This is a genomic window from Streptomyces novaecaesareae (genome assembly GCF_000716875.1).
GTDB classification, from domain to species: Bacteria; Actinomycetota; Actinomycetes; order Streptomycetales; family Streptomycetaceae; genus Kitasatospora; species Kitasatospora novaecaesareae.
Window position 1 is genome coordinate 39,923 of record NZ_JNWQ01000040.1, and the last position, 18,610, is coordinate 58,532.

The window sequence follows — 18,610 nt, forward strand, 5'->3', positions numbered from 1 at the left end:
CCATGGCCCGCACCGCCCGCACCGCCCGCATGAAGCCCCTCGCCCTGACCGCCCTCGCCGTCCTCGGCATCCTGGCCGCAAGCACCGCGGCCGCCACCGCCGATGGCAAGCCCGCCGGCAGACCGGCCGACAAGCCCGCCGCGAAGCCGGCCGTCACCGTCCCGAACGACCCGGCCGCCGCCGACGCCTCGCTGCTGGCCGGGCACGTGCAGGTGGTCGGGGACTGGGTCGTCGTGGCCCCGGGCGGGAACGGGGTGGCCACCGTCACCTGTCCGTCCGGCGAGGTGCCCACCGGCGGCGGCGGCCAGACCAGCGCCTTCAAGATCTTCTTCACCGACTCCTACCCGAGCGGCAGCGCCTGGGTCGTACGCGGCACCAACACCAACACCGTCAGCGAGTCCATCCGCGCGACCGCCGTCTGCACGACCCCCTGACCCCCTGCCCCCGAGGGCGCCCATCCCCCGCCGGACCGGCCGAAAAGCCGGTCCGGCGGCGGCGTTTCCCCTGGACTTCCCTGTTCGATCAAGGAAACGCCGAACGGGGGCACGCTCGTGACCATCCGTCACCTCAACACCGCCGCCCGCGTCATAGGACGCCGAAACGCCCTGCGCCATCGGATCCAATCGCAGCGCACCGGGCTTCAGCCCGGTGGTGAACCGACTCCGAACCTGCTGTGACGTGCGGGGTTCGCTCCCTCCCGCGCTGTTGCTTCTCCTATGTCCTGGAGAACAAGCCGGACGCCGACACCCAGATCGTGGAGGACGCCTGCCTGATCGGCGCGGCCGGCGGCCAGGAGGCGTTCCAGAGCTGTTACCACCTCTTGCGCGACGACTACGTCCCCGCCGTCATCGCGGGGAACGCCTGCCGCAAGGCCGCGATGGAGTAGCCCCGGGGCGGCGGGAGCAGCAGCGCGGGAAGTCGGCCGGGCCGACTTCCCGCGCTTCGCCGCGCCTTGGGCAGCGGGCCCTCACGCGGGCACCGGGTCGGGGACGGCCTCGCGGTCGCGTGCCTCGTCGGCCAGGATGACGAACACACCGGGATCCACCTCGACGGACCGCGCCCTGATCCCGTCGTACAGGCCGGCCGGCCACCTGGTCGCCACGGACCACCGCACCGTGACGAGGTCGGCGGCGGTCAGGTCGGCGCCCGTCAGGTCGGCGCCCGTCAGGTCGACGCCGCGCAGGCGGGCGCGGGTCAGGTCGGCGGCGAGCAGGCAGGCGCCCGTCAGGTCGGCCCGGAGCAGCTCCGCGCGGGCCAGCACGGCACCGCACAGGTTGGCTCCGCGCAGGACGGCGTCCGCCAGGTCGGTACCGACGAGGTCGGCGCCGACCAGGACGGCGTCGGTGAGGTCGGCGCCGGCGAGGTCCGCGCCTCGCAGTACCGCGCCGCTCAGGTCGGCTCCCACCAGGCGGCCGTCGAGCAGGTAGGCGTGGCCCAGGTCGGCCTCCCGCAGGTCGGCGCCGCTCAGATCGGCCCCGAGCAGGCGGGCACGGAACAGGTAGGCGCAGCGCAGGTCGGCGCCGCGCAGATCGGCGCAGGCCAGTTTCGCCCCGCTCAGGGAGCTGCGGGACAGCTCGGCGCCGCGCAGGTCGGCGCCCTCCAGGTCCGCTCCCCGCCCGACCTTGCGGAACGGCTGGAAGGCCAGCGCCGCGCGCAGTGTGGCGCGAAAGCCTGGGCGTGGTGACACCGGCTCGGCGGGGCGGAAGGGCGGTTCGGTGCGGGCGAGGTAGCGCAGCACCCGGCGGGCGAAGGAGTCAGCGGGCATCGAAGGCGCCTTCCTCCGAAGCGGCTTTCGTCGGGGCGTCGGGCTCTGGCTCGTGTGCGGCGGAATGCTCCGGCGTGGCCCGGGGTGGTTGCGCCGCCGGTGTGCGCCGGGCGAGTTGCTCCAGGATCTTCGGGGCCGCGATGCCGACCGTGACCGCGCCGATGGCGCCGGCGATCTGCCCGGAGGCGGCGTACACGGCCGCCAGCGCCGTACCCACGGCGAGCCGGATCGCCACGGCCGCCAGGTACGGCGGCAGGTCGAGCCGGTCCCGGCGCTTCCACGGGAAGCCGCTCGCGGCGTGGATCGCGGTGTAGAGGTCCCAGCCCTCGATGAGGCCTGACCCGAGCAGCCCCCACAGGCCCGCCTGCCAGGTCGACATCCCGCCTCCTCACCCGCTGTGATCGGGCGGCCAGCCTGGCACCCGCCGGGGCGGGTGGGCAAAGCGCGATTGCGGGTGGCGCGGCGGGCCGGGATAATGCCGGGCCGGCCGCGCCAACTGCGGTTCTCACAGGGATGGTTGGCCCGGCGCGCGGGTGAACCAGCAGGCCAGCAGGAGGTTGGGGACCCAGCACAGCCATGCGATGACGGCGTACGAGGTGCGGAGGTCCAGGTGCGCCGCCTCGGCGGCGAGCAGGAGGAGCCGGAGCGTGACGGCGGCGAAGGTGAGCGCGAAGCTGCGGACCATCCAGCGGCGGTGGTCGGCCACCCGGCGGTGCAGGATCATCCGCAGCCCGGCGGCCCCGGTGACCAGCCAGGCCACGCCCAGGCAGGCGAACCCGAGCCGGGCGACCGCACCCCCGTAGGCGACGGGCGCCAGCAGTAGCGCGCCGATCCCGCCGACCACGCAGCCCAGCAGGTACGTGACGCCGATGCGCCGGTGCCAGCGCGGGCAGCGCCGGCGCAGGCGGGCGGAGAACTGCCAGGGTCCGACGGCCAGGGCGACGATCGCGCCGGATATGTGGACGCCGAGCGGCAGTTCGTGGCGCAGGTAGGTGTCGCGCTGCTCGGTGAAGAAGGCTGATGGGTCGAAGCTCGCGTACCGGGCGGCGAGCAGGACGATCAGCGTGGACAGAACGGTCATGACGGCCCAGCCGGCCCGTGAGATGCGCATGCCTCCGAGTGTCGGGCGCGCCACCCCGGGCCGGCATCGGGGTCAACCCCGAGAAGGACCCTCATATCCCTTGCAGATCACGGGTGTTGACCGGTCAGGCGTGCGGCGCCCAGAAGGAGACGAGGCGCCCGACGCCGTGCTCGACGGCCTTCCAGGACCCGGTGAACGTCAGGACGGCGATGGCGGCCGTCGGAAAGCCGGAGCGGTTCATCCGGGCCAGCGCGTCGCCCTCGGACTCGCCGGCCAGGGCGTCGGCCAGCGCGTGCATGCCCGGGTTGTGGCCGACCACCACGACGTCGGCGACCTCGTCGGAGACCTCGTTGAGGACGGCGATCAGCTCGCCGAGGCTCGCGTCGTAGAGGCGCTCGTCGTAGACCGTCCTGGGCTTGGACGGCAGCTCGGGGACCATCAGCTTCCAGGTCTCGCGGGTGCGCGCGGAGGTCGAGACGAGTGCGAGGTCGGGGGTGATGCCGCTGCCTGCGAGCCGGCGGCCGGCGACCGGTGCGTCCTTGCGCCCCCGCTCGGCGAGGGGGCGCTCGTGGTCGTCCACGTCGGGCCAATCGGACTTGGCGTGGCGCACCAGGACGATCCGGCGTGCCGGCTCTGCGGACATCGGCTTCTCCTCTTCCCGCACGGGGCGGGCGCTTCATGTGGTCGGTCGCCGGTTCAGGAAACACCGGAGCCCCGCAACGCCCCTGTGTCGAACGCGCGTTGGCCGGGATTTGCCGACGATGTTCACTCTTGGGAGTGAAGATCACGCGGGGGTTTCGGCCACCTCGCATCTTCGAGCCCAGGGCGCCCCGGACGGCAGCGACCGCATCTACCAGCGCACCGGCCCGCTGACGGCGGAGGAGAAGCGGCGCTGCGCGGAGGGGACGCCGTCGGCGTGAGCGGCCCTCGGCACGTCGGCGGGGCCGTCCGGCGGGTGTGCCGGGCGGCCCCGTCTGCCGTTGTCAGTGGGTGCGTTGGCCGTGCAGGAGGACGGGCAGGGTGCGGTTGGCGAGGGCTTCGGCGGCGCGGGCGGCCTGGGAGGGGGCCATGTGGTTCGGCAGCTCGTGGGCGGGGACGAAGCGGGCGCCGAGCAGGCCGCTGTACTTCTGCGCCGGGACGGTGAGGCGGGTGGTGTCGGGGACGGTGCCGCCGTCGAAGACCAGGTTGAGGCGCTCCAGGTGGCGGTCGGCGGGGGTGTAGTCGATGGCGAGGACGTGGGTGAGGCGCAGGTTGAGGCCGGTCTCGGCGTGCAGGTGCCGGGCGGCGGCGGCCTGCGGGGGCTCGTTGGTCTTGGCGGCGCCGCCGGGCAGGATGAGGCCGTCCATGTAGTCGGGGTCGACGAGCAGGACGTCGCCGCTCTGGTTGCGGACGAGGACGAGGCAGCCGAGCCGGCAGACGGGCGGCTTGGCGAGCAGGCGGGGGTCGCGCATCAAGGGGGGGTTCTACTTTCTCAGGGCGGTACGGAGGATGACGGCGAGGCAGGCCCACCAGGTGAGGCGGGCGAGGAGGTCAGTCGTCATGGGTGAGGCGCTCGTAGCGCAGGCCCTTGCGGAGCAGGTCGACGATGCGCAGGAGGTCGAGGGGGCGGGCCGGGCCGAGGTCGATCAGGTAGTTGCCGGTCCGGCGCCCGTACTCCCAGTCGACTTCGAGGGACGGCAGTTTGGCGCCGGCCAGGGCGAGGACGGTCGTCAGGTCGTCCAGCACCGAGGCGGCCTGGCGCCGCTGCTCGGCGGTGGCCCGGGAGAGCATCGAGGACATCACCGCTCCCCGGGCCGCTTGTGGACCTCGAACACCTTCCAGGCACTGTAGGCGTCCCCGAAGAAGGTGAACTCCTTCAGCTCCCCGGTCGGTTCACGCAGCCAGTCGCCGGTGATCTCGTTGCGGACCCGGTAGCGCTGGGCCTTGGGGTCGAAGCGCACCCCGTAGCCGTGGGGGGAGTGGGGAACCTGGTCATGGGTCATGGGAAGGGAACCCTCTGCGATCGGAGTTTCACGTTCTGTGTGCATGGTGGCGCAGTGCCGCCTACGATCGGAAGCGGCTTGCTACTTGCCTACGGGCTCGTCAGAAGTTGAGGACCGCCATGAACAAGAAGAAGATTGACCCGGAGTCCAGCCCCTGGGCGCCCTTCGGAATCCAACTTCGCAAGTTCCGAGAGGCCAAGGGCATGCGCCAGGAGGAGCTGGCTCCGCTCCTTGAGTGCTCCCCCTCGCACCTCTCGTACGTCGAACTTGCGCACCGGCCGCCGAAGCGGAAGCTCGCCGAACTGGCGGACGAGGCGCTCGACACCGACGGCACCATGCTGCTGATGTGGTTTCAGCTGAAGAACGCGGCGATCCTGGAGGGCTTCCCGGAGTACGCCCGCTACGAGGCCCTCGCGGAGCAGATCAGGATCTTCGAGAACGATTTCATCAACGGACTTCTACAGACCCGGGCGTATGCGACCGCGCTCCAGATGGGTGCCGTCAGGCAAGGGATTTCAACCCAGACGCTGGCCGAGGCACGCATCGAGTTCAGGCTTGCCCGCCAGAAGATCCTGGAGCGGACTTCCCCTCCACTCCTGCATGTGGTGTTGGACGAGAGCTGCCTCAGGAAGTTCGTCGGTGGACGCGATGTCATGATCGAACAACTGCTCCACCTTGAGCAGTTGTCCACTCGCCCCAACGTAGTCATCCAGGTGGCGCCGTTCTCCCTGGGCGAGAACCGACCGCTCACACACATGGCGGCTTTCCTTACCATGCCAAACCGCAAGGTTCTCGCCTATGGCGAGGTTGAGCAGCGCGGCTACATCGATCGCGATACCAAGTCGGTTGCCGCACTGACCAAGAGCTACGATCGACTTGCGGTCGAGGCCCTTGGCCAAGCCGAATCGCTAGCTTTCATCCGTGCGGTAAGGAGGGACCTGGAGTGGATGTCGACCTGACCGACGCTTCCTGGCGGAAGAGTTCGCACAGCGGCACAAACGGCGGCCAGTGCATCGAGGTCGCCGACGGCTTCGCCGCCGTCACGCCCGTACGCGACTCCAAGGACCCCTCCGGCCCGGCCCTCCTCTTCTCCCCCACCGCCTGGCAGTCCTTCATCACCGCTGTCCGCACAGGCGAGTTCGGCACCGCCTGAGCCGGGACAGCGTTGCAGTCCGGTGACACGGAGGGCGCTATTCCGTCGACTGTTCGCACTAGGTTCGATCGTGCACGCCGCGCACTGCGCGTGCGCTCACCCGTCCTTGTGCTCAGGAGACTCCGCATGCCCCTCGTGACGACCCGCCTGGCCGGCAGCGTCCTGGCCGCCGCCCTGCTCATCCCCGCCGCGACGGCCTGCTCCTCCTCGTCCTCCTCCGACGCGCACGCCACCAGCGCGGTCACCACGCCCGCCGCGCCGCCCGCGGCCACCGCACCGCCCGCCACCGCACCGACCACGCCTGCCGCACCCGCGACCACTCCGCCGCCCGCCGCCAAGCCGTCCTCGCCCGCCACGCCCAAGGCCACCACGGGCAAGGGGCGCAGCCAGTCGCTGGTGGACGGCAGTACGGCGGAGGTCCAGGCGGTCGGGAACCAGAACTACAGCGCCAAGATCGTCAACAAGGGCTCCGTCCTCGCCACGCTGGAAACCCACGACACCGACGCCGGGCTGGACGGCAACGGCATGTTCGTCGTGCTTTCGATGGACGGGACGGTCCACTCGTGGATGGGCGGCGAGCACCAGGGGCCGGGCACGTTCCAGCTCGCGGGCGGCTGGACGGCCAAGGTCACCAAGGTCGGCGAACTCCACTACCGCGCACAGGTCCTGGGCAACGACAACGCGGTGATGGGCACGCTGGAGGCGGACCAGCACGACGCCGGTGCCGTCGCCAACGGCGTCTACATCGTGCTCTCCACCGGCGGCGAGATCAGCTCCCACATGTGAACGACGGGGCCGGGGCAATAGGGGACGGGGGTCCGCTGATCGCGGCGGTGCGCAGCGGGGACGAGGACGCGGTGCGGCTGCTGCTGGAGGACGGCGCGGATCCCGAGGCCGTCGACGGGCAGGGCGCCTCCGCTCTCTGCCTGGCCGTCGCCGCCTTCCACTCCTCGATCGCCGGCTACCTGGTGGAGGCCGACGCGGACGCGCTGCGCCGGCTGCCGGGCGGGAGCACGCCGGTGCTGCGGGCGGTGGACAGCGGCTCGGTCGCTCTCGTCCTTGAGGTGCTGGGTGAGAGGGCCCTTCCCGACGGGTCGTGCGGATCACGCCGTGGGCGCCGCCGTGACCGCCCGCCGCCGGGCAGCGTGAACTCCCAGTCCTGGGTGCCGTTGGTCTGAGCGGGACGTGGGCCCCGCCGGTTGCCCGATGCGGCTCAGCTGCGGGTGAAGGTGCCCAGGCCCTCGTGGTCGAGTTGCTCGACCACCGCCTTGGTGGCCCGCCCGTCGGCGCCCACGGTGAACGTCACCCCGGACAGGCCGGCCGCGTTCTCCCCCCTGGTTTGGAAGCTGAACACGTCGCCGGCGTAGTGCCGCAGCGGGAACTGCAGGTTGTCCGGGCCCAGGCTCATCGTCAGCCCGCCGGCCCCGGCGGTGACCGTCAGCGGGCCGTAGTAGCCGTTGGCGTAGGTGCCCACGTAGGCGGCGTCCGGCCCGGCGGGGGCGGCGCCGGCCGGGGGCTTGGTGTAGTCGGTCGGAGAGACGGGGGGTTCGGCGGCGGCGGGGACGACCTTGCCGAGGAAGGTGAGCCAGTCGACGCTCTCGTGGCCTTCCTGGGCGAGGTCGAAGAACTCCTCGGCGACCGCCTCCGGCAGGCCGGTGGGCTGGCCGTTGGTCAGCACGACGATGCCGAGCTGCTCGGAGGGCAGCAGGGTGACGGTGGTGGAGGCGCCCAGGTCGAAGGCGCCGGAGTGGTTGAGCCGCAGCCGGCCGTGGGAGTCCTGGTTGACGTTCCACCCCAGGCCGTAGAAGGAGGAGTTGCCGGCGGGCGCGGCGGGCGGGTTGGAGACGATGTGCGGCACTCTGGTCTCGTTCAGGGCCGCCGCGTCGACGACCTGCCGGCCCTCGAAGGTGCCGTCGGCGAGCTGCAGGCGCATCCAGCGGGCGAGGTCCTGCGCGGTGGAGCTGACCCCGCCGGCCGGGGACTGCGGGTCGGGGTTCTCGGTGGTGGAGACCTGCCAGCCGCCGGCGCCCCGCACGTGCGGGACGGCCTTGTTCGCCGCGTTGTCGTAGGCGGAGCGCAGCGAGCTCGTGGAGGCCATGCCGAGGGGCTGGTAGAGGGTGGCGGCGGCCAGGTCCTCCCAGCTCGTGCCCTTGGCCTTGGCGACGGCGACGGCGGCTTCGGTGAGGCCGTAGTTGGTGTAGGCGTAGGTGGCGCGGAAGGGGGCGAGGGGCTGGTCGCGCAGGTGCTGGAGGATGTAGTCGCGCTGGTAGCCGAGGTCTCCGAGGAGGTCGCCGGCGTGGTCGGGCAGGCCGCTGCGGTGGGAGAAGAGGTCGGCGATCGTGACGTGGCCGCTCACCCAGGGGTCGGCGAGGGCGAAGCCCGGGTCGTGGGCGGAGACCGGGTCGTCCCATTTCACGGTCTTCTGGCCGACGGCTGCGGCGACGATCGTGGAGGCGATCGGCTTGGAGACGGAGGCGAGTTGGAAGACGGTGTCGGGGGTGACGGTGTCCGGCCGGCCGAGTTCGCGCACGCCGAAGCCCTTGGCGTGGACGACCTTGTCCTTGTAGACGACGGCGAGGGCCAGGCCGGGCACGCCGGTCCTGCGCATGGCGTCCTGGACGTAGCCGTCGATCCGGTCGACGGCGGAGGTGACCTGCTGCTCGGTCAGCTGGGGCGGGGGCTGCCGGGGCGGCGCGGTGGCCGGGGCGGAGGCCGGGGCGGTGGAGGGGCTGCTGGGCGGGGCCTCGGGGTCGCCGACGGTCCCGGAGGTGCACCCGGCGAGCAGCGGGCCGCTCAGCAGCAGGCCGGCCAGCAGGGGCGCGGCGGCGCGGCGGGCTGTGCCGTGGTGGTGCATCTGGGGTCCTCCCTCGTCCGGGCGGCGTGGCCGTCCGCCTCACGGCGCGAGTATTCGACGGCCCCCGGCGGGCCCGGCGGGCGCCGCGCGCCGGGCCCGGTGCAATCACCCGTCCGGCGGCGGGGGCGTTGCGGGCAGGGGCGTCCGGCGGGGGCGATTTCGGATCGGGCTTGACCCGACCGGATGCGAGCGCCGGGGGTCAGCGAGCGGGGGGCGGCTGGAGCGGGACACCTGGATCCTGCTGCAGGCGCTGGACCCGGAGGCAATGCGGCAGGGGGTGGCGGACAAGAACGCGAGCTTCGAGGACCCCGAGCGCCAAGCAGTGCCGGGCGGCCGCGGGGCCGCGCCGGGCGTGAACGGGACGTCGGCCGGGCCGACTTCCCGCCCGGGCCGTCCGTTCCCGCACGCCGAACGTGACCTGACTGATACGTTCCGCCACATGGACTTCACCGGCATCGCGCACTCGTTCGTCCAGCACTACTACACCACCTTCGACGGCGGCACCTCCGTCCGCGCCAACCTGGCCGCCCTCTACCGGCCCGAGTCGATGCTCACCTGGGAGAGCGCCCAGCTCCAGGGGCAGCAGAACATCATCGCCCAGCTGACCAAGGCCGAACTGGCCGTCGTCAAGCACCAGGTGCAGAGCAGCGACGCCCAGCCCGCGCCCGGTGGCGGCGTCCTGGTCCTGGTGACCGGCTCGCTGGCCGTCGACAACGCCTACGACAAGCCCATGACGTTCACCGAGACGTTCAACCTGCAGCCGATCCCCGGCCAGGCCGGCGGCTTCTTCGTCTACAACCAGGTCTTCCGCCTCATCTTCGGCTAACAGGCGCCTTGGTGCTGCGGCTGCGCGAACTGGCCGACGGCGACGCCGAGTCGGTGCGCCGGATCCACGGCGGCGAGGGCGTCGCGGACCTGTGGTTCGGTGCGATGACCGGCGCCCAGGCCCGCGCCTACGTCCGCGAGGCCGCCTCCTGCCCCGCGCTGCTGGTGCGCGGGATCGAGGTGGACGGGGACCTGCTGGGCGTCGTCCGGCTGGAGCGGCCCGCCGCCCGGCTCAGCTACCTGGTGCGCGAGGACGCCCGGGGCAACGGCCACGCCACCGCCGCCGTACGGGAGTTCCTCGCCCTTCAGCAGTGCCCGGCGCGGGTGGTCGCCGAGCACCGGGCGGCGAACACGGCCTCCGGGCGGGTCCTCGCCAAGGCCGGCTTCGTGCCGGTCCGTACGGCGGGCGGGTTCGTCCACTACGCGTACCGGCGGCGGCCGGTGGGCACCCTCCCGCACCACGAGTGCGTGAACCAGCTCGGCCCGGGGGGCCGTTGAGCGGATCGGGGCGCGGGGTGCGCCCCGATCCGCTACCCCTGGAGGACTCCCGTGCCCGCTGCCACCCGCTCCGTCCGGGCCGCCGGCCTGCTGCTCACCGCCGGCCTGGTCTCCGCCGTCGGCCTCGCCGCCGCCACCGCCGCCCAGGCCTCCGGCCCCTCGAACGGGTCGCCCGCCCGGCCGCTGCCCGCGGCCACCGCCACCGCCAACTTCTCGCTCTGCTCCGGCGGCAACTACCCGTCGTACGTGGTGTTCGAGAACCGCCACATGGCGACCCGGATCGCCATGCCGGGTGACTGCGTCCAGCTCTCCCTGACCGGCCAGAGCCGCGAGAAGATCACGATCTACGGGATCCGCCCGAACGGCCAGGAGTTCAAGATCTCCACCGACACCTTCGACGACGCCGTCGGCGAGCACATCCGCACCCTCCGCACCCCGGACGACAACGACTGGACCACGTTCTAACCGCCGCCCGCCCTCCCGCCCTCCCTCCCGTCGAGAACGAGAAAGGCCCCCGGCCACCCGGGGGAACCACAGGTCCGTGCGCGAAGTCATCTCCGGCTTGACATCCTCCTCGTCCTAAAGGACGGGGATTCCTCCCGCGCCTGCGGCACGGACGCCCGTGGTCCGCTGGTCGCCGAGGTGGGTTCCCCGTTCGACGGGCTGTGCCCGGCGTGGGATCGCCACACCAGGTCTTGCCGGCCCTCCAGGGGCGTTTAGCCTGTCCGCCTGCCCGGCGGCCAGGATGTTGCGAGCAGCATTGAGGTCACGGTCATGCAGCACGCCACACGTGCCGCAGGTCCACGCGCGGACCGCGAGGGGCTTGGGCCCGTCGCGGTGTCCGCACTCCGAACAGAGCTGGGAGGACGGGAACGCGCGGTGCACGATGCCGATGTACCGTCCGTACCGGGCGGCCTTCTCCTCCAGCAGTCGCCGGAAGGTGGACCATCCGGCGTCGTGAACGGACTTGGCCAGGCGGCCACGGCCGAGGCCGCGCACGTTCAGATCCTCCAGGTAGACGGCTTGATTCTCGCCGATCAACTTGGTGGTCTGCTTGTGCAGCCAGTCCCTGCGGGTGTCGGCCACCTTGGCGTGCGCCTTGGCGACCTTCGCTCGGGCCTTGGCCCGGTTCTTCGATCCCTTGGCCTTGCGGGAGAGTTCCCGCTGTGCGGCCTTGAGCTTCTTCTCCGCCTTGCGGAGGAAGCGAGGGTTGTCGATCACGCTGCCGTCGGAGAGGACGGCGTAGGTGGTCAGGCCGAGGTCGATGCCGATCTCGGCATCGACCTCGGGCAGGGGATCGGGCTCCACCTCCACCACGAAACTGGCGTGGTACCGCCCGGACGGGTCCAGAACGATCGTCACGGACGACGGATCGGCCGGCAGGGCACGCGACCACTTCACCCGCACATCGCCGATCCTCGCCAGGTTCAGCTTCCCGTTGCCCCGGATGCGGAACCCGTTGCGGGTGAACCGCAGCGACTGCCGGGCATCACGCTTCGACTTGAACCGTGGCAAGCCGACCGGGCGTCCCTGCCGCTTGCCGGACAGCGAGTCGAAGAAGTTCCGGTACGCCGTGTCCAGGTCCCGGAGGGACTGGATCAGCGGGTCCACCCCGACCGAGGCGAGCCACGCCCGCTCGGCGGTCCTCTTCGCCGCCGTGATGACCTGCTTCTGCAAGTCCGTGGACTTCGGGTACGGCAGACCGCCCTTGCGGGCTTCCTTCCGCACCGCCAGAGCGTCGTTGTACACCACCCGCGCACACCCGAACGTCCGGGCCAGCGAAGCACGCTGACCCGCCGTCGGATAGACGCGATAGGAGTACCGAAGATGCACGAGAGCAACCTACCGACAGGCACTGACAACGGCCCACGTCCGAGCCTCCGAAGATCACTCCGCCGCTTCGCGGCTCCGAGCCAAGGCCCCATTCCTCCCCGGCCTGAACGCCGGGGCATCCTGGGAGATCAAAGGTGAACTCCGAAGCCCCGCAGTCCCCGATGCCCGCAACACCCGCAATGCCCGCGACACCCCCGGCGCCTCCTCGGATCAACCGCAGGAGGCTGCTGCTGAGCGCCGCGGGCGGCCTCGGCGCGCTCGCGGTCTGCGGCGGGGCCGGCTGGTGGGCGCGCCGGGACACCGCGCGCGGCCCCCGGCTGTGGGGCTCGGCCGCCCTGGGCGGGCGGGTCGTCCTGCCCGCCGGGGCGCGGCAGGGGCTGTACGCCTCGGGGTACGACGGCAGCGTGCGCGCGATCGACCCGGGCAGCGGCGCGGTGCTGTGGAGCCGGGAGATCGGCGCTGCCGACCCGGACGGCGGCTCGCCCGGGTGGCAGCTGGCCGACTCCGGCGGGTGGCCGCTGGCCTCGGGGGACGGCGTGGTGTGCGTGGTCTCCCAGGCCCGCGTCCAGGCCCGCGTCCAGGTCCTGGACGCGGCCTCGGGAGACCTGCGGTGGGAGGTGGCGCTGCCGGACTGGGCCCCGTCCGCGTGGCAGCAGGACCCGGCCGTCGGCGGTGGCGGCGTGTACACGGTGCACGGGAGTTCGCTGCACTGCCACGACACGGCCGACGGTGCGCTGCGCTGGAGCAGCGACCCGGGCGTCTCGGGGCGGCTGGCGCTGGCCGGTGACACCGTGTTCGCCGCCGGCGAGCGGTCCGGGCTGCTGGCGTTCGACGCGCGCGGCGGTGAGCGGCGCTGGGCGCAGGCGGCCGTCGGGCGCGCCAACGGCGCTCCCGTCGTCGAGCGGGGCGTGGTGTACGTCGCGCAGTCCGGTGAGGGGCCGGGCAGTGCGACGGTCTTCGCCCTGGACGCGGCCAGTGGCCAGGTGCTGTGGCGGCGCGGGCGGATGGACGTGCCGCAGGGCCCGCTGTCGGCCGCCGACCGGACGCTGTGCCTGCTCAGCGGCGCCCGGCTGACGGCGCTGGACGCGGCCACCGGCGAGACGCGCTGGACGGCGGCCGTGCCGGTGGGCCTGGGGCGCGGGACGGGTTCGATGACGGCCGCGGACGGCACCGCCTACGTGGGGACGAACGACGACCGGCTGTTCGCCTTCGACCTGGCGACGGGCCGGCTGCGCTGGCAGGACGAGCCGGAGCACCTGGACGCGGCCGGCGAGTACACCAGGGTCTTCCTGGCGGCCGCCGGCTCGGCCGTCTTCCGCGGCAGCCGCACGGGCCTGCACGCGCTGGGGGCGCTGCCGTCCGCCTGAGGTGTTCCGGCCCCGGCTCCTGTGGTGTGAAGCGGCCCGGGGCGCCCCGGGCCGGGGTCGCCGACCGGGCGCCACCCCGACCGCCACGGCGACAGCGGCGCGGACTTCGACGTCACCCGCCCGGTCAAGGACCACCTCGCCTTCGGGCACGGCCCGCACGTCTGCATCGGCGCGCCGCCGGCCCGCCTGGAGGGGCAGAGCGCGCTGCGCAAGCTCTTCGAGCGCTTCCCGGGCCTCGCGCTCGTCCCGGGCGCCCAGCTGCACCCGGTCGAGTCGCTGATCACCAACGGGCACCGCGCCCTGCCGGTGCTGCTCGGCCAGGCCCGGCACGCCGACCAGGGCCGGCCGTACGGCGGTACGGCCGTGGGCGCCCCACGCGGCGCAGTGCGGCGGGCCCGGGGCGGGGCGTGCGTGTGAGCAATGGCCGAGGGCGGGGGCCGTACGCACGGCCGGCGCGGGGGCCGGGTGAGGCGCGCCGGGCGGCTCGCGGCAAGCAGGCGCGCCCCTGTCAGATGTCAGGGACCGCCGCGGGGGCGGCGTTCCTAGGCTGACGGGCACCGGTCCGGCCGATCGCCGGGCCCCGCACCAGCCAAGGGAGTACCACCCCATGCGCAGGATCTCGCACGCCATCGCCGCCCTCGGCCTCGCCACCGCCGCCCTGAGCGCGATGGGTACCGGCAGTGCCGGCGCCGCGGACGGCTCCTGGGCGAACTGCCCGTCCGGCGCGGTCTGCGTCTACCCGCAGAACCAGGACCCGGCCGTCTCGCCGACCGACGTCTACTGGACGTACGGCGCCCACAACCTGAGCAACCAGTCCGGCAACCACTGGGTCCTCAACAACCAGACCGGCGGCGCGCACGCGCACCTGTGCCGCGGTTCGGGCGGCGCGTCCTGCGTCTACGACATCCCGGCCCCGAGCGGCGTCTACTACGACCTGGGGCCGATCAACTCGATCACGCTCGACCGTCCCTGACGGTCCTTCATGTCCGCGTGTGGCGCGCGGGCGCGAGCCGGGGGGTGCCTGCCGCACGGGGGGCGGCGGGCACTCCCCCTCTCCGTCTTGACGTGCCCCTGACCTGTGCCCGGCCCGCCGGTCAAACTCTTGAACGGCGGGCTCCGCCGTGAACCCGGCCGCCGTGGCGCCGAGCTGTCCCCCTCGGGTCCGGCCCTCGGGATCCCCCGCGCGCCAACCGTTCACAAAGATAACGAATAGAGGCATATTCCGGCCTGCTTGGATTTACTTATTGACGTCATGCGCGCGCTCAGGTTTAACTCCCCACACCCAGCCGCAGAGTCGCGGCGACGTCAGGGAGAGGCACCCCCACACATGAACGCCACGATGCGTCGCGCCGTCATCGCCACCACCGGCATATCGCTGGCCCTGTCCATGGCCGCCTGCGGGAAGGCCGGCGCCGACAAGAAGGACAGCGCCGCCGCCGGAGACACCAAGTCCATCGGCCTGCTGCTGCCCGAGAACGCCTCCTCCACCCGCTACGAGTCCTTCGACCGCCCGTTCATCGAGGCCAAGGTCAAGGCCCTGTGCGCGGACTGCAAGGTGCTCTACAGCAACGCCGAGGGCAGCGCCGCCAAGCAGAAGCAGCAGTTCGACACCCTCATCGCCCAGGGCGTGAAGGTGATCGTCCTGGACGCCTTCGACGCCAAGTCCACCCAGTCCTGGGTGCAGGAAGCGGCCGCCAAGGGCGTCAAGGTCGTCGCGTACGACCGCCTGGCCACCGGCCCGGTCTCCGCCTACGTCTCCTTCGACAACGAGAAGGTCGGCGAGCTCCAGGGCCAGGCGCTGCTGGACGCGCTCGGCGCCAAGGCCGCCGACTCCGACATCGTCATGATCAACGGTGACGAGGCCGACCCCAACGCCGCCCAGTTCAAGTCCGGCGCCCACAAGGCCCTCGACGGCAAGGTCCGCAAGGTCGTCTACGAGCAGTCCGGTGAGTGGAAGCCCACCGTCGCCGGCCAGAAGATCGGCGCCGCGATCACCCAGTTCGGCAAGACCGGCTTCCAGGCCGTCTACTCCGCCAACGACGGCATGGCCGGCGCCATCATCACCCAGCTCAAGGGCGCCGGCATCACCGTGCCGGTCGGCGGCCAGGACGCCGGGCTCGACGCCGTCCAGCGCATCGTCGCCGGCGACCAGGCCTACACCATCTACAAGGCCTACAAGCCGCTCGCCGACAACGCCGCCGAGCTGGCCGTCGACCTCCTCCAGGGCAAGGACGTCAAGACCGTCGCGTCCTCCACCGTCGACAGCGCCACCGACAAGGGCATCCCCGCCAAGCTGCTGGAGCCCAAGGTCGTCACCAAGGCGAACATCAACGACACGGTCATCGCCGACGGCCTCTACAAGGCCGCCGACATCTGCACCGCCGACTTCGCCGCCGCCTGCACCACCGCCGGCATCAAGTAGGCCCCGCAGCACCGGCCCCGCGCGCACCCGTGTGCGCGGGGCCGGTCCTGCGCACACCCACCCCACCCCACCCCGCACAACCCCGCAGGAGATGGTTCACGTGACAGGCGCACCCGTACTGGCGCTGCGCGAGGTCTCCAAGCGCTTCGGAGCCGTCCAGGCGCTCACCGACGTCGACCTCGACGTCCACGCCGGCGAAGTCGTCGCGCTCGTCGGCGACAACGGCGCCGGCAAGTCCACCCTGGTCAAGACGATCGCAGGCGTCCACCCGATCGACGAGGGCACCATCAGCTGGGAGGGCCGCCCGGTGCGCATCGAGCGCCCCCAGGACGCCCAGGCCCTCGGCGTCGCCACCGTCTACCAGGACCTCGCGCTGTGCGACAACCTCGACGTCGTCGCCAACCTCTTCCTCGGCCGCGAACTGCGCCGCCACGGCACGCTCGACGAGGTCGCCATGGAACGGCGCGCCAAGGAACTGCTGGACACCCTCTCGATCCGCATCCCCAGCGTCCGGATCCCCATCGCCGCCCTGTCCGGCGGCCAGCGCCAGGTCGTCGCCATCGCCCGCGCCCTGGTCGGCGACCCCAAGATCGTCATCCTGGACGAGCCCACCGCCGCCCTCGGCGTCGAGCAGACCGCCCAGGTCCTCGACCTCGTCGAGCGCCTGCGCGAACGCGGCCTGGGCGTGATCCTGATCAGCCACAACATGGCGGACGTCAAGGCCGTCGCCGACACCGTCGCCGTCCTGCGCCTGGGCCGCAACAACGGGGTCTTCCCGGTCGCCGACACCTCGCACGAGGAGATCATCTCCGCCATCACCGGCGCCACCGACAACGCCGTCACGCGGCGCCAGGCACGCATCGCGGAGGAAGCGAAGTGAGCACCAGCCAGACCACCCCCACCCCGGCCGACGCAGCGGCCGACGCAGCGGCCCCCGCCGCGAGCGCCGCCGACCCCCGCCTGCTGGTGCGCCGCCAGGGCCTGGGCGGCTACGCCGAGGAGTTCCGCCGCAGGATCAAGAGCGGCGACCTCGGCTCACTGCCCGTCGTCATCGGCCTCGTCCTCATCGCGGTCATCTTCCAGAGCGTCACCGGCCACTTCCTGCAGGCCGACAACCTCACCAACATCACCAAGTGGATCGCCGGCCCCGGCCTGATCGCGGTCGGCGTCGTCTTCGTCCTGCTGCTGGGCGAGATCGACCTCTCGCTGGGCTCCGTCGCCGGCGTCAGCGCCGCCGTCACCTCCGTCCTGGCCGTACGCGAAGGCCTCAACGAGGGCCTGGCCATCCTGCTGGCCCTCGCCGCCGCCGTCGCCCTGGGCGCCCTGCACGGCTTCTTCTTCGCCAGGATCGGCGTGCCCGCCTTCGTCGTCACCCTCGCCGGCATGCTCGCCTGGAGCGGCCTGCAGGACTACGTGCTCGGCAAGCTCGGCACCGTCAACAACATCAACGACGGCATCGTCGCCAACCTGGACACCTACTTCCTCGGCGACGGCGACGTCCTCTACGCCTGGCTCCTCGCCGTCCTGGCCGTCGCCGCCTTCCTCACCGCCCAGCTCCTGGACGCCCGCCGCCGCACCGCCGCCGGCCTGCCCGCGCGCAGCACCGGCGAGATCGCCCTGCGCACCGGCGCCCTCGCCGTCCTCGCCCTGACCGGCGCCTACATGCTCAACCAGGACCGCGGCCTGCCGCTGCCCCTGGTGGTGCTGCTCGGCGTCGTCGTCCTCACCGACTTCGTGCTGCGCCGCACCTCCTACGGCCGGCAGATCTTCGCGGTCGGCGGCGGCGTGGAGGCCGCCCGCCGCGCCGGCATCAACGTCGCCCGGGTGCGGATCTCCGTGTTCATGCTCTCCGCGCTGCTCGCCGGGCTCGGCGGCCTGTTCATCGCCTCCCAGCAGGGCTCGGCCGACAAGCAGCTCGGCAGCGGCAACGTGCTGATGAGCGCGATCGCGGCGGCCGTCATCGGCGGCACCAGCCTCTTCGGCGGGCGCGGCAAGACCTGGTCGGCGCTGCTGGGCATCCTGGTCATCCAGTCCATCACCACCGGCCTGGACATGGTCCACGCCGCCCAGGCCATCCAGTACATGATCACCGGCGCCGTCCTGCTCGCCGCCGTCGTCCTCGACTCCCTCACCCGCCGCACCCGCACCGCCGGGCGCAGCTAGCCAGCGGGAACACACGCAGGACCCGTGCCCCGCCGTCTCGACGAGACGGCGGGGCACAGTCGTTGGCGGGCCCGGGTTGCCCGCCCCGGCAACGGCACGCGCTTGGGCCCCGCCGGGATCGCCACCCGGCGCCCCGCCGCATCGCGGGGCGCCGGGCACTGGAACGCACGTCGTCCCCACTCCCCCACCAACCCCGGCGCGCGGGAAGTCGGCGGGGTCGACTTCCTGTGCACAGCCGGGTGTTGATCAGGTGCGGGCGGCCTTCCTCGCGTGGTCGCGGCAGCGCAGGAGGGCGAACTTGATGCGGGTGTCCGGGTTGGGCGCGGTGGCGAGGAGTTCGCCGGCGGTGACGAGGGCGGTCCAGTAGCGGGCGGGGTCACCGGTGCGGGGCATGGGGTGGGCGGCGGTGAGGGAAAGGTAGGCGACGGTCAGGTTGCCGGTGGTGAACCAGCGGTCCAGGCCGTGCCGGTGGCCGGGGCGGATGCCGCCCATGGCGTCGACGGCGACCAGGAAGAGGTCGACGACGGCGAGTTCGGTGGGGGTGAGGGGCTTGGGGACGTCGAAGACACCGAGGGCTTCGAGGAGTTCCCCGGTGTCGGCCTCGGAGTTCGGCCGGGGGTTGGCGAGCAGGACGTCGTAAATGTCGTCCAGGCGGCGGGCGGTCTCG

General features: G+C 72.5%; 23 protein-coding genes and 1 pseudogene. 14 read left to right on the top strand and 10 right to left on the bottom strand.

The genetic code is table 11. The annotated features are described in order from the left end of the window. The first annotated feature begins 2 nt into the window (after positions 1-2). Both OP86_RS17470 and OP86_RS17475 read left to right on the top strand, forming a co-directional pair. Positions 3-434: a hypothetical protein gene (locus OP86_RS17470; protein ID WP_030062037.1), complete on the top strand. Its 432-nt coding sequence runs from the start codon at positions 3-5 to the stop codon at positions 432-434. 239 nt (positions 435-673) lie between these two features. Then, a complete protein-coding gene (locus OP86_RS17475) occupies positions 674-886 on the top strand; it encodes a hypothetical protein (protein WP_051830191.1) in 213 nt (70 codons plus the stop codon). 81 nt (positions 887-967) lie between these two features. On the opposite strand, the gene OP86_RS38820 is transcribed toward OP86_RS17475, so the two are convergent. The 7 genes from OP86_RS38820 to OP86_RS17510 form a co-directional block, all read right to left on the bottom strand. Continuing rightward, the gene (locus OP86_RS38820) at positions 968-1,765 is read right to left on the bottom strand and encodes a pentapeptide repeat-containing protein (RefSeq protein WP_051830192.1); all 798 of its coding nucleotides are present in this window, start codon (positions 1,763-1,765) and stop codon (positions 968-970) included. After that, positions 1,755-2,144, bottom strand: coding sequence for a hypothetical protein (locus tag OP86_RS17485; protein WP_051830193.1), 390 nt, complete (start codon positions 2,142-2,144; stop codon positions 1,755-1,757). Before OP86_RS17485 ends, OP86_RS38820 begins: the two co-directional genes overlap by 11 nt. 126 nt (positions 2,145-2,270) lie before the next feature. After that, the gene (locus OP86_RS17490) at positions 2,271-2,876 is read right to left on the bottom strand and encodes a DUF2306 domain-containing protein (protein ID WP_030062033.1); all 606 of its coding nucleotides are present in this window, start codon (positions 2,874-2,876) and stop codon (positions 2,271-2,273) included. A gap of 94 nt (positions 2,877-2,970) precedes the next feature. After that, on the bottom strand, positions 2,971-3,489 hold the full coding sequence (locus tag OP86_RS17495; protein ID WP_030062032.1) for a SixA phosphatase family protein: 519 nt from the start codon (positions 3,487-3,489) through the stop codon (positions 2,971-2,973). 340 nt (positions 3,490-3,829) lie between these two features. After that, a complete protein-coding gene (locus OP86_RS33630) occupies positions 3,830-4,297 on the bottom strand; it encodes an NUDIX domain-containing protein (RefSeq protein WP_051830194.1) in 468 nt (155 codons plus the stop codon). A gap of 79 nt (positions 4,298-4,376) precedes the next feature. Continuing rightward, entirely contained in the window at positions 4,377-4,625 is a 249-nt protein-coding gene (locus tag OP86_RS17505; RefSeq protein WP_030062011.1) for a hypothetical protein, read from the bottom strand. Further along, positions 4,625-4,828: a hypothetical protein gene (locus OP86_RS17510; RefSeq protein WP_030062010.1), complete on the bottom strand. Its 204-nt coding sequence runs from the start codon at positions 4,826-4,828 to the stop codon at positions 4,625-4,627. Before OP86_RS17510 ends, OP86_RS17505 begins: the two co-directional genes overlap by 1 nt. A 119-nt stretch (positions 4,829-4,947) precedes the next feature. On the opposite strand from OP86_RS17510, the gene OP86_RS17515 reads away from it, so the two are divergent. The 4 genes from OP86_RS17515 to OP86_RS36660 all read left to right on the top strand — a co-directional run bounded on the left by OP86_RS17515 (position 4,948) and on the right by OP86_RS36660 (position 7,159). Continuing rightward, entirely contained in the window at positions 4,948-5,787 is an 840-nt protein-coding gene (locus OP86_RS17515) for a helix-turn-helix domain-containing protein (protein ID WP_030062009.1), read from the top strand. Beyond that, positions 5,772-5,981 carry a DUF397 domain-containing protein gene (locus OP86_RS17520; RefSeq protein WP_030062008.1) on the top strand — a complete coding sequence of 70 codons (210 nt, stop codon included), beginning with the start codon at positions 5,772-5,774 and terminating at the stop codon, positions 5,979-5,981. Before OP86_RS17515 ends, OP86_RS17520 begins: the two co-directional genes overlap by 16 nt. Positions 5,982-6,107: 126 nt before the next feature. Next, positions 6,108-6,767: a hypothetical protein gene (locus tag OP86_RS36655; RefSeq protein ID WP_030062007.1), complete on the top strand. Its 660-nt coding sequence runs from the start codon at positions 6,108-6,110 to the stop codon at positions 6,765-6,767. Further along, a complete protein-coding gene (locus tag OP86_RS36660) occupies positions 6,764-7,159 on the top strand; it encodes an ankyrin repeat domain-containing protein (protein ID WP_078653598.1) in 396 nt (131 codons plus the stop codon). The genes OP86_RS36655 and OP86_RS36660 overlap by 4 nt, the downstream gene beginning before the upstream one ends. 35 nt (positions 7,160-7,194) lie before the next feature. Here the strand turns inward: OP86_RS36660 and OP86_RS17535 are convergent, their stop codons facing one another. Continuing rightward, positions 7,195-8,835: a serine hydrolase gene (locus OP86_RS17535; RefSeq protein WP_030062005.1), complete on the bottom strand. Its 1,641-nt coding sequence runs from the start codon at positions 8,833-8,835 to the stop codon at positions 7,195-7,197. 439 nt (positions 8,836-9,274) lie between these two features. Here OP86_RS17535 and OP86_RS17540 point away from each other — a divergent pair, with 439 nt between their 5' ends. From OP86_RS17540 to OP86_RS17550, 3 genes are read left to right on the top strand one after another with little or no spacing between them, the layout of a single operon-like run. After that, entirely contained in the window at positions 9,275-9,661 is a 387-nt protein-coding gene (locus OP86_RS17540; RefSeq protein ID WP_033332243.1) for a nuclear transport factor 2 family protein, read from the top strand. Positions 9,662-9,672: 11 nt separating this feature from the next. Further along, positions 9,673-10,158 (top strand): GNAT family N-acetyltransferase, encoded by a 486-nt coding sequence (locus OP86_RS17545; RefSeq protein ID WP_030062003.1) that lies wholly within the window; start codon positions 9,673-9,675, stop codon positions 10,156-10,158. Positions 10,159-10,209: 51 nt separating this feature from the next. Continuing rightward, positions 10,210-10,623, top strand: a complete 414-nt coding sequence (locus OP86_RS17550; protein ID WP_030062002.1) for a hypothetical protein — start codon at positions 10,210-10,212, stop codon at positions 10,621-10,623. 114 nt (positions 10,624-10,737) lie between these two features. Here the strand turns inward: OP86_RS17550 and OP86_RS17555 are convergent, their stop codons facing one another. Continuing rightward, the gene (locus OP86_RS17555; protein WP_033332245.1) at positions 10,738-11,991 is read right to left on the bottom strand and encodes an RNA-guided endonuclease InsQ/TnpB family protein; all 1,254 of its coding nucleotides are present in this window, start codon (positions 11,989-11,991) and stop codon (positions 10,738-10,740) included. A gap of 179 nt (positions 11,992-12,170) precedes the next feature. On the opposite strand from OP86_RS17555, the gene OP86_RS17560 reads away from it, so the two are divergent. From OP86_RS17560 to OP86_RS17580, 5 genes are all read left to right on the top strand, one after another. After that, positions 12,171-13,358, top strand: coding sequence for an outer membrane protein assembly factor BamB family protein (locus OP86_RS17560; protein WP_033332247.1), 1,188 nt, complete (start codon positions 12,171-12,173; stop codon positions 13,356-13,358). Positions 13,359-13,965: 607 nt separating this feature from the next. Then, entirely contained in the window at positions 13,966-14,331 is a 366-nt protein-coding gene (locus tag OP86_RS17565) for a hypothetical protein (RefSeq protein WP_030061999.1), read from the top strand. Positions 14,332-14,685: 354 nt separating this feature from the next. Further along, positions 14,686-15,780, top strand: coding sequence for a sugar ABC transporter substrate-binding protein (locus OP86_RS17570; protein WP_030061998.1), 1,095 nt, complete (start codon positions 14,686-14,688; stop codon positions 15,778-15,780). Positions 15,781-15,871: 91 nt separating this feature from the next. Continuing rightward, the gene (locus OP86_RS17575; protein ID WP_209440349.1) at positions 15,872-16,660 is read left to right on the top strand and encodes an ATP-binding cassette domain-containing protein; all 789 of its coding nucleotides are present in this window, start codon (positions 15,872-15,874) and stop codon (positions 16,658-16,660) included. Beyond that, positions 16,657-17,943: a sugar ABC transporter permease gene (locus OP86_RS17580; RefSeq protein WP_033332250.1), complete on the top strand. Its 1,287-nt coding sequence runs from the start codon at positions 16,657-16,659 to the stop codon at positions 17,941-17,943. The genes OP86_RS17575 and OP86_RS17580 overlap by 4 nt, the downstream gene beginning before the upstream one ends. A 246-nt stretch (positions 17,944-18,189) precedes the next feature. On the opposite strand, the pseudogene OP86_RS33635 reads toward OP86_RS17580, so the two are convergent. Then, positions 18,190-18,610, bottom strand: a pseudogene (locus OP86_RS33635) (hypothetical protein); the annotation flags it as partial.

Coding starts and splice junctions, on each gene's coding strand:
- OP86_RS17470 (WP_030062037.1), top strand. CDS start 3: ATGGCCCGCACCGCCCGCACCGCCCGCATGAAGCCCCTCGCCCTGACC.
- OP86_RS38820 (WP_051830192.1), bottom strand. CDS start 1,765: ATGCCCGCTGACTCCTTCGCCCGCCGGGTGCTGCGCTACCTCGCCCGC.
- OP86_RS17485 (WP_051830193.1), bottom strand. CDS start 2,144: ATGTCGACCTGGCAGGCGGGCCTGTGGGGGCTGCTCGGGTCAGGCCTC.
- OP86_RS17490 (WP_030062033.1), bottom strand. CDS start 2,876: ATGCGCATCTCACGGGCCGGCTGGGCCGTCATGACCGTTCTGTCCACG.
- OP86_RS17495 (WP_030062032.1), bottom strand. CDS start 3,489: ATGTCCGCAGAGCCGGCACGCCGGATCGTCCTGGTGCGCCACGCCAAG.
- OP86_RS33630 (WP_051830194.1), bottom strand. CDS start 4,297: ATGCGCGACCCCCGCCTGCTCGCCAAGCCGCCCGTCTGCCGGCTCGGC.
- OP86_RS17505 (WP_030062011.1), bottom strand. CDS start 4,625: ATGTCCTCGATGCTCTCCCGGGCCACCGCCGAGCAGCGGCGCCAGGCC.
- OP86_RS17510 (WP_030062010.1), bottom strand. CDS start 4,828: ATGACCCATGACCAGGTTCCCCACTCCCCCCACGGCTACGGGGTGCGC.
- OP86_RS17515 (WP_030062009.1), top strand. CDS start 4,948: ATGAACAAGAAGAAGATTGACCCGGAGTCCAGCCCCTGGGCGCCCTTC.
- OP86_RS36655 (WP_030062007.1), top strand. CDS start 6,108: ATGCCCCTCGTGACGACCCGCCTGGCCGGCAGCGTCCTGGCCGCCGCC.
- OP86_RS17535 (WP_030062005.1), bottom strand. CDS start 8,835: ATGCACCACCACGGCACAGCCCGCCGCGCCGCCGCGCCCCTGCTGGCC.
- OP86_RS17540 (WP_033332243.1), top strand. CDS start 9,275: ATGGACTTCACCGGCATCGCGCACTCGTTCGTCCAGCACTACTACACC.
- OP86_RS17560 (WP_033332247.1), top strand. CDS start 12,171: ATGCCCGCGACACCCCCGGCGCCTCCTCGGATCAACCGCAGGAGGCTG.
- OP86_RS17565 (WP_030061999.1), top strand. CDS start 13,966: ATGCGCAGGATCTCGCACGCCATCGCCGCCCTCGGCCTCGCCACCGCC.
- OP86_RS17570 (WP_030061998.1), top strand. CDS start 14,686: ATGAACGCCACGATGCGTCGCGCCGTCATCGCCACCACCGGCATATCG.
- OP86_RS17575 (WP_209440349.1), top strand. CDS start 15,872: ATGGTTCACGTGACAGGCGCACCCGTACTGGCGCTGCGCGAGGTCTCC.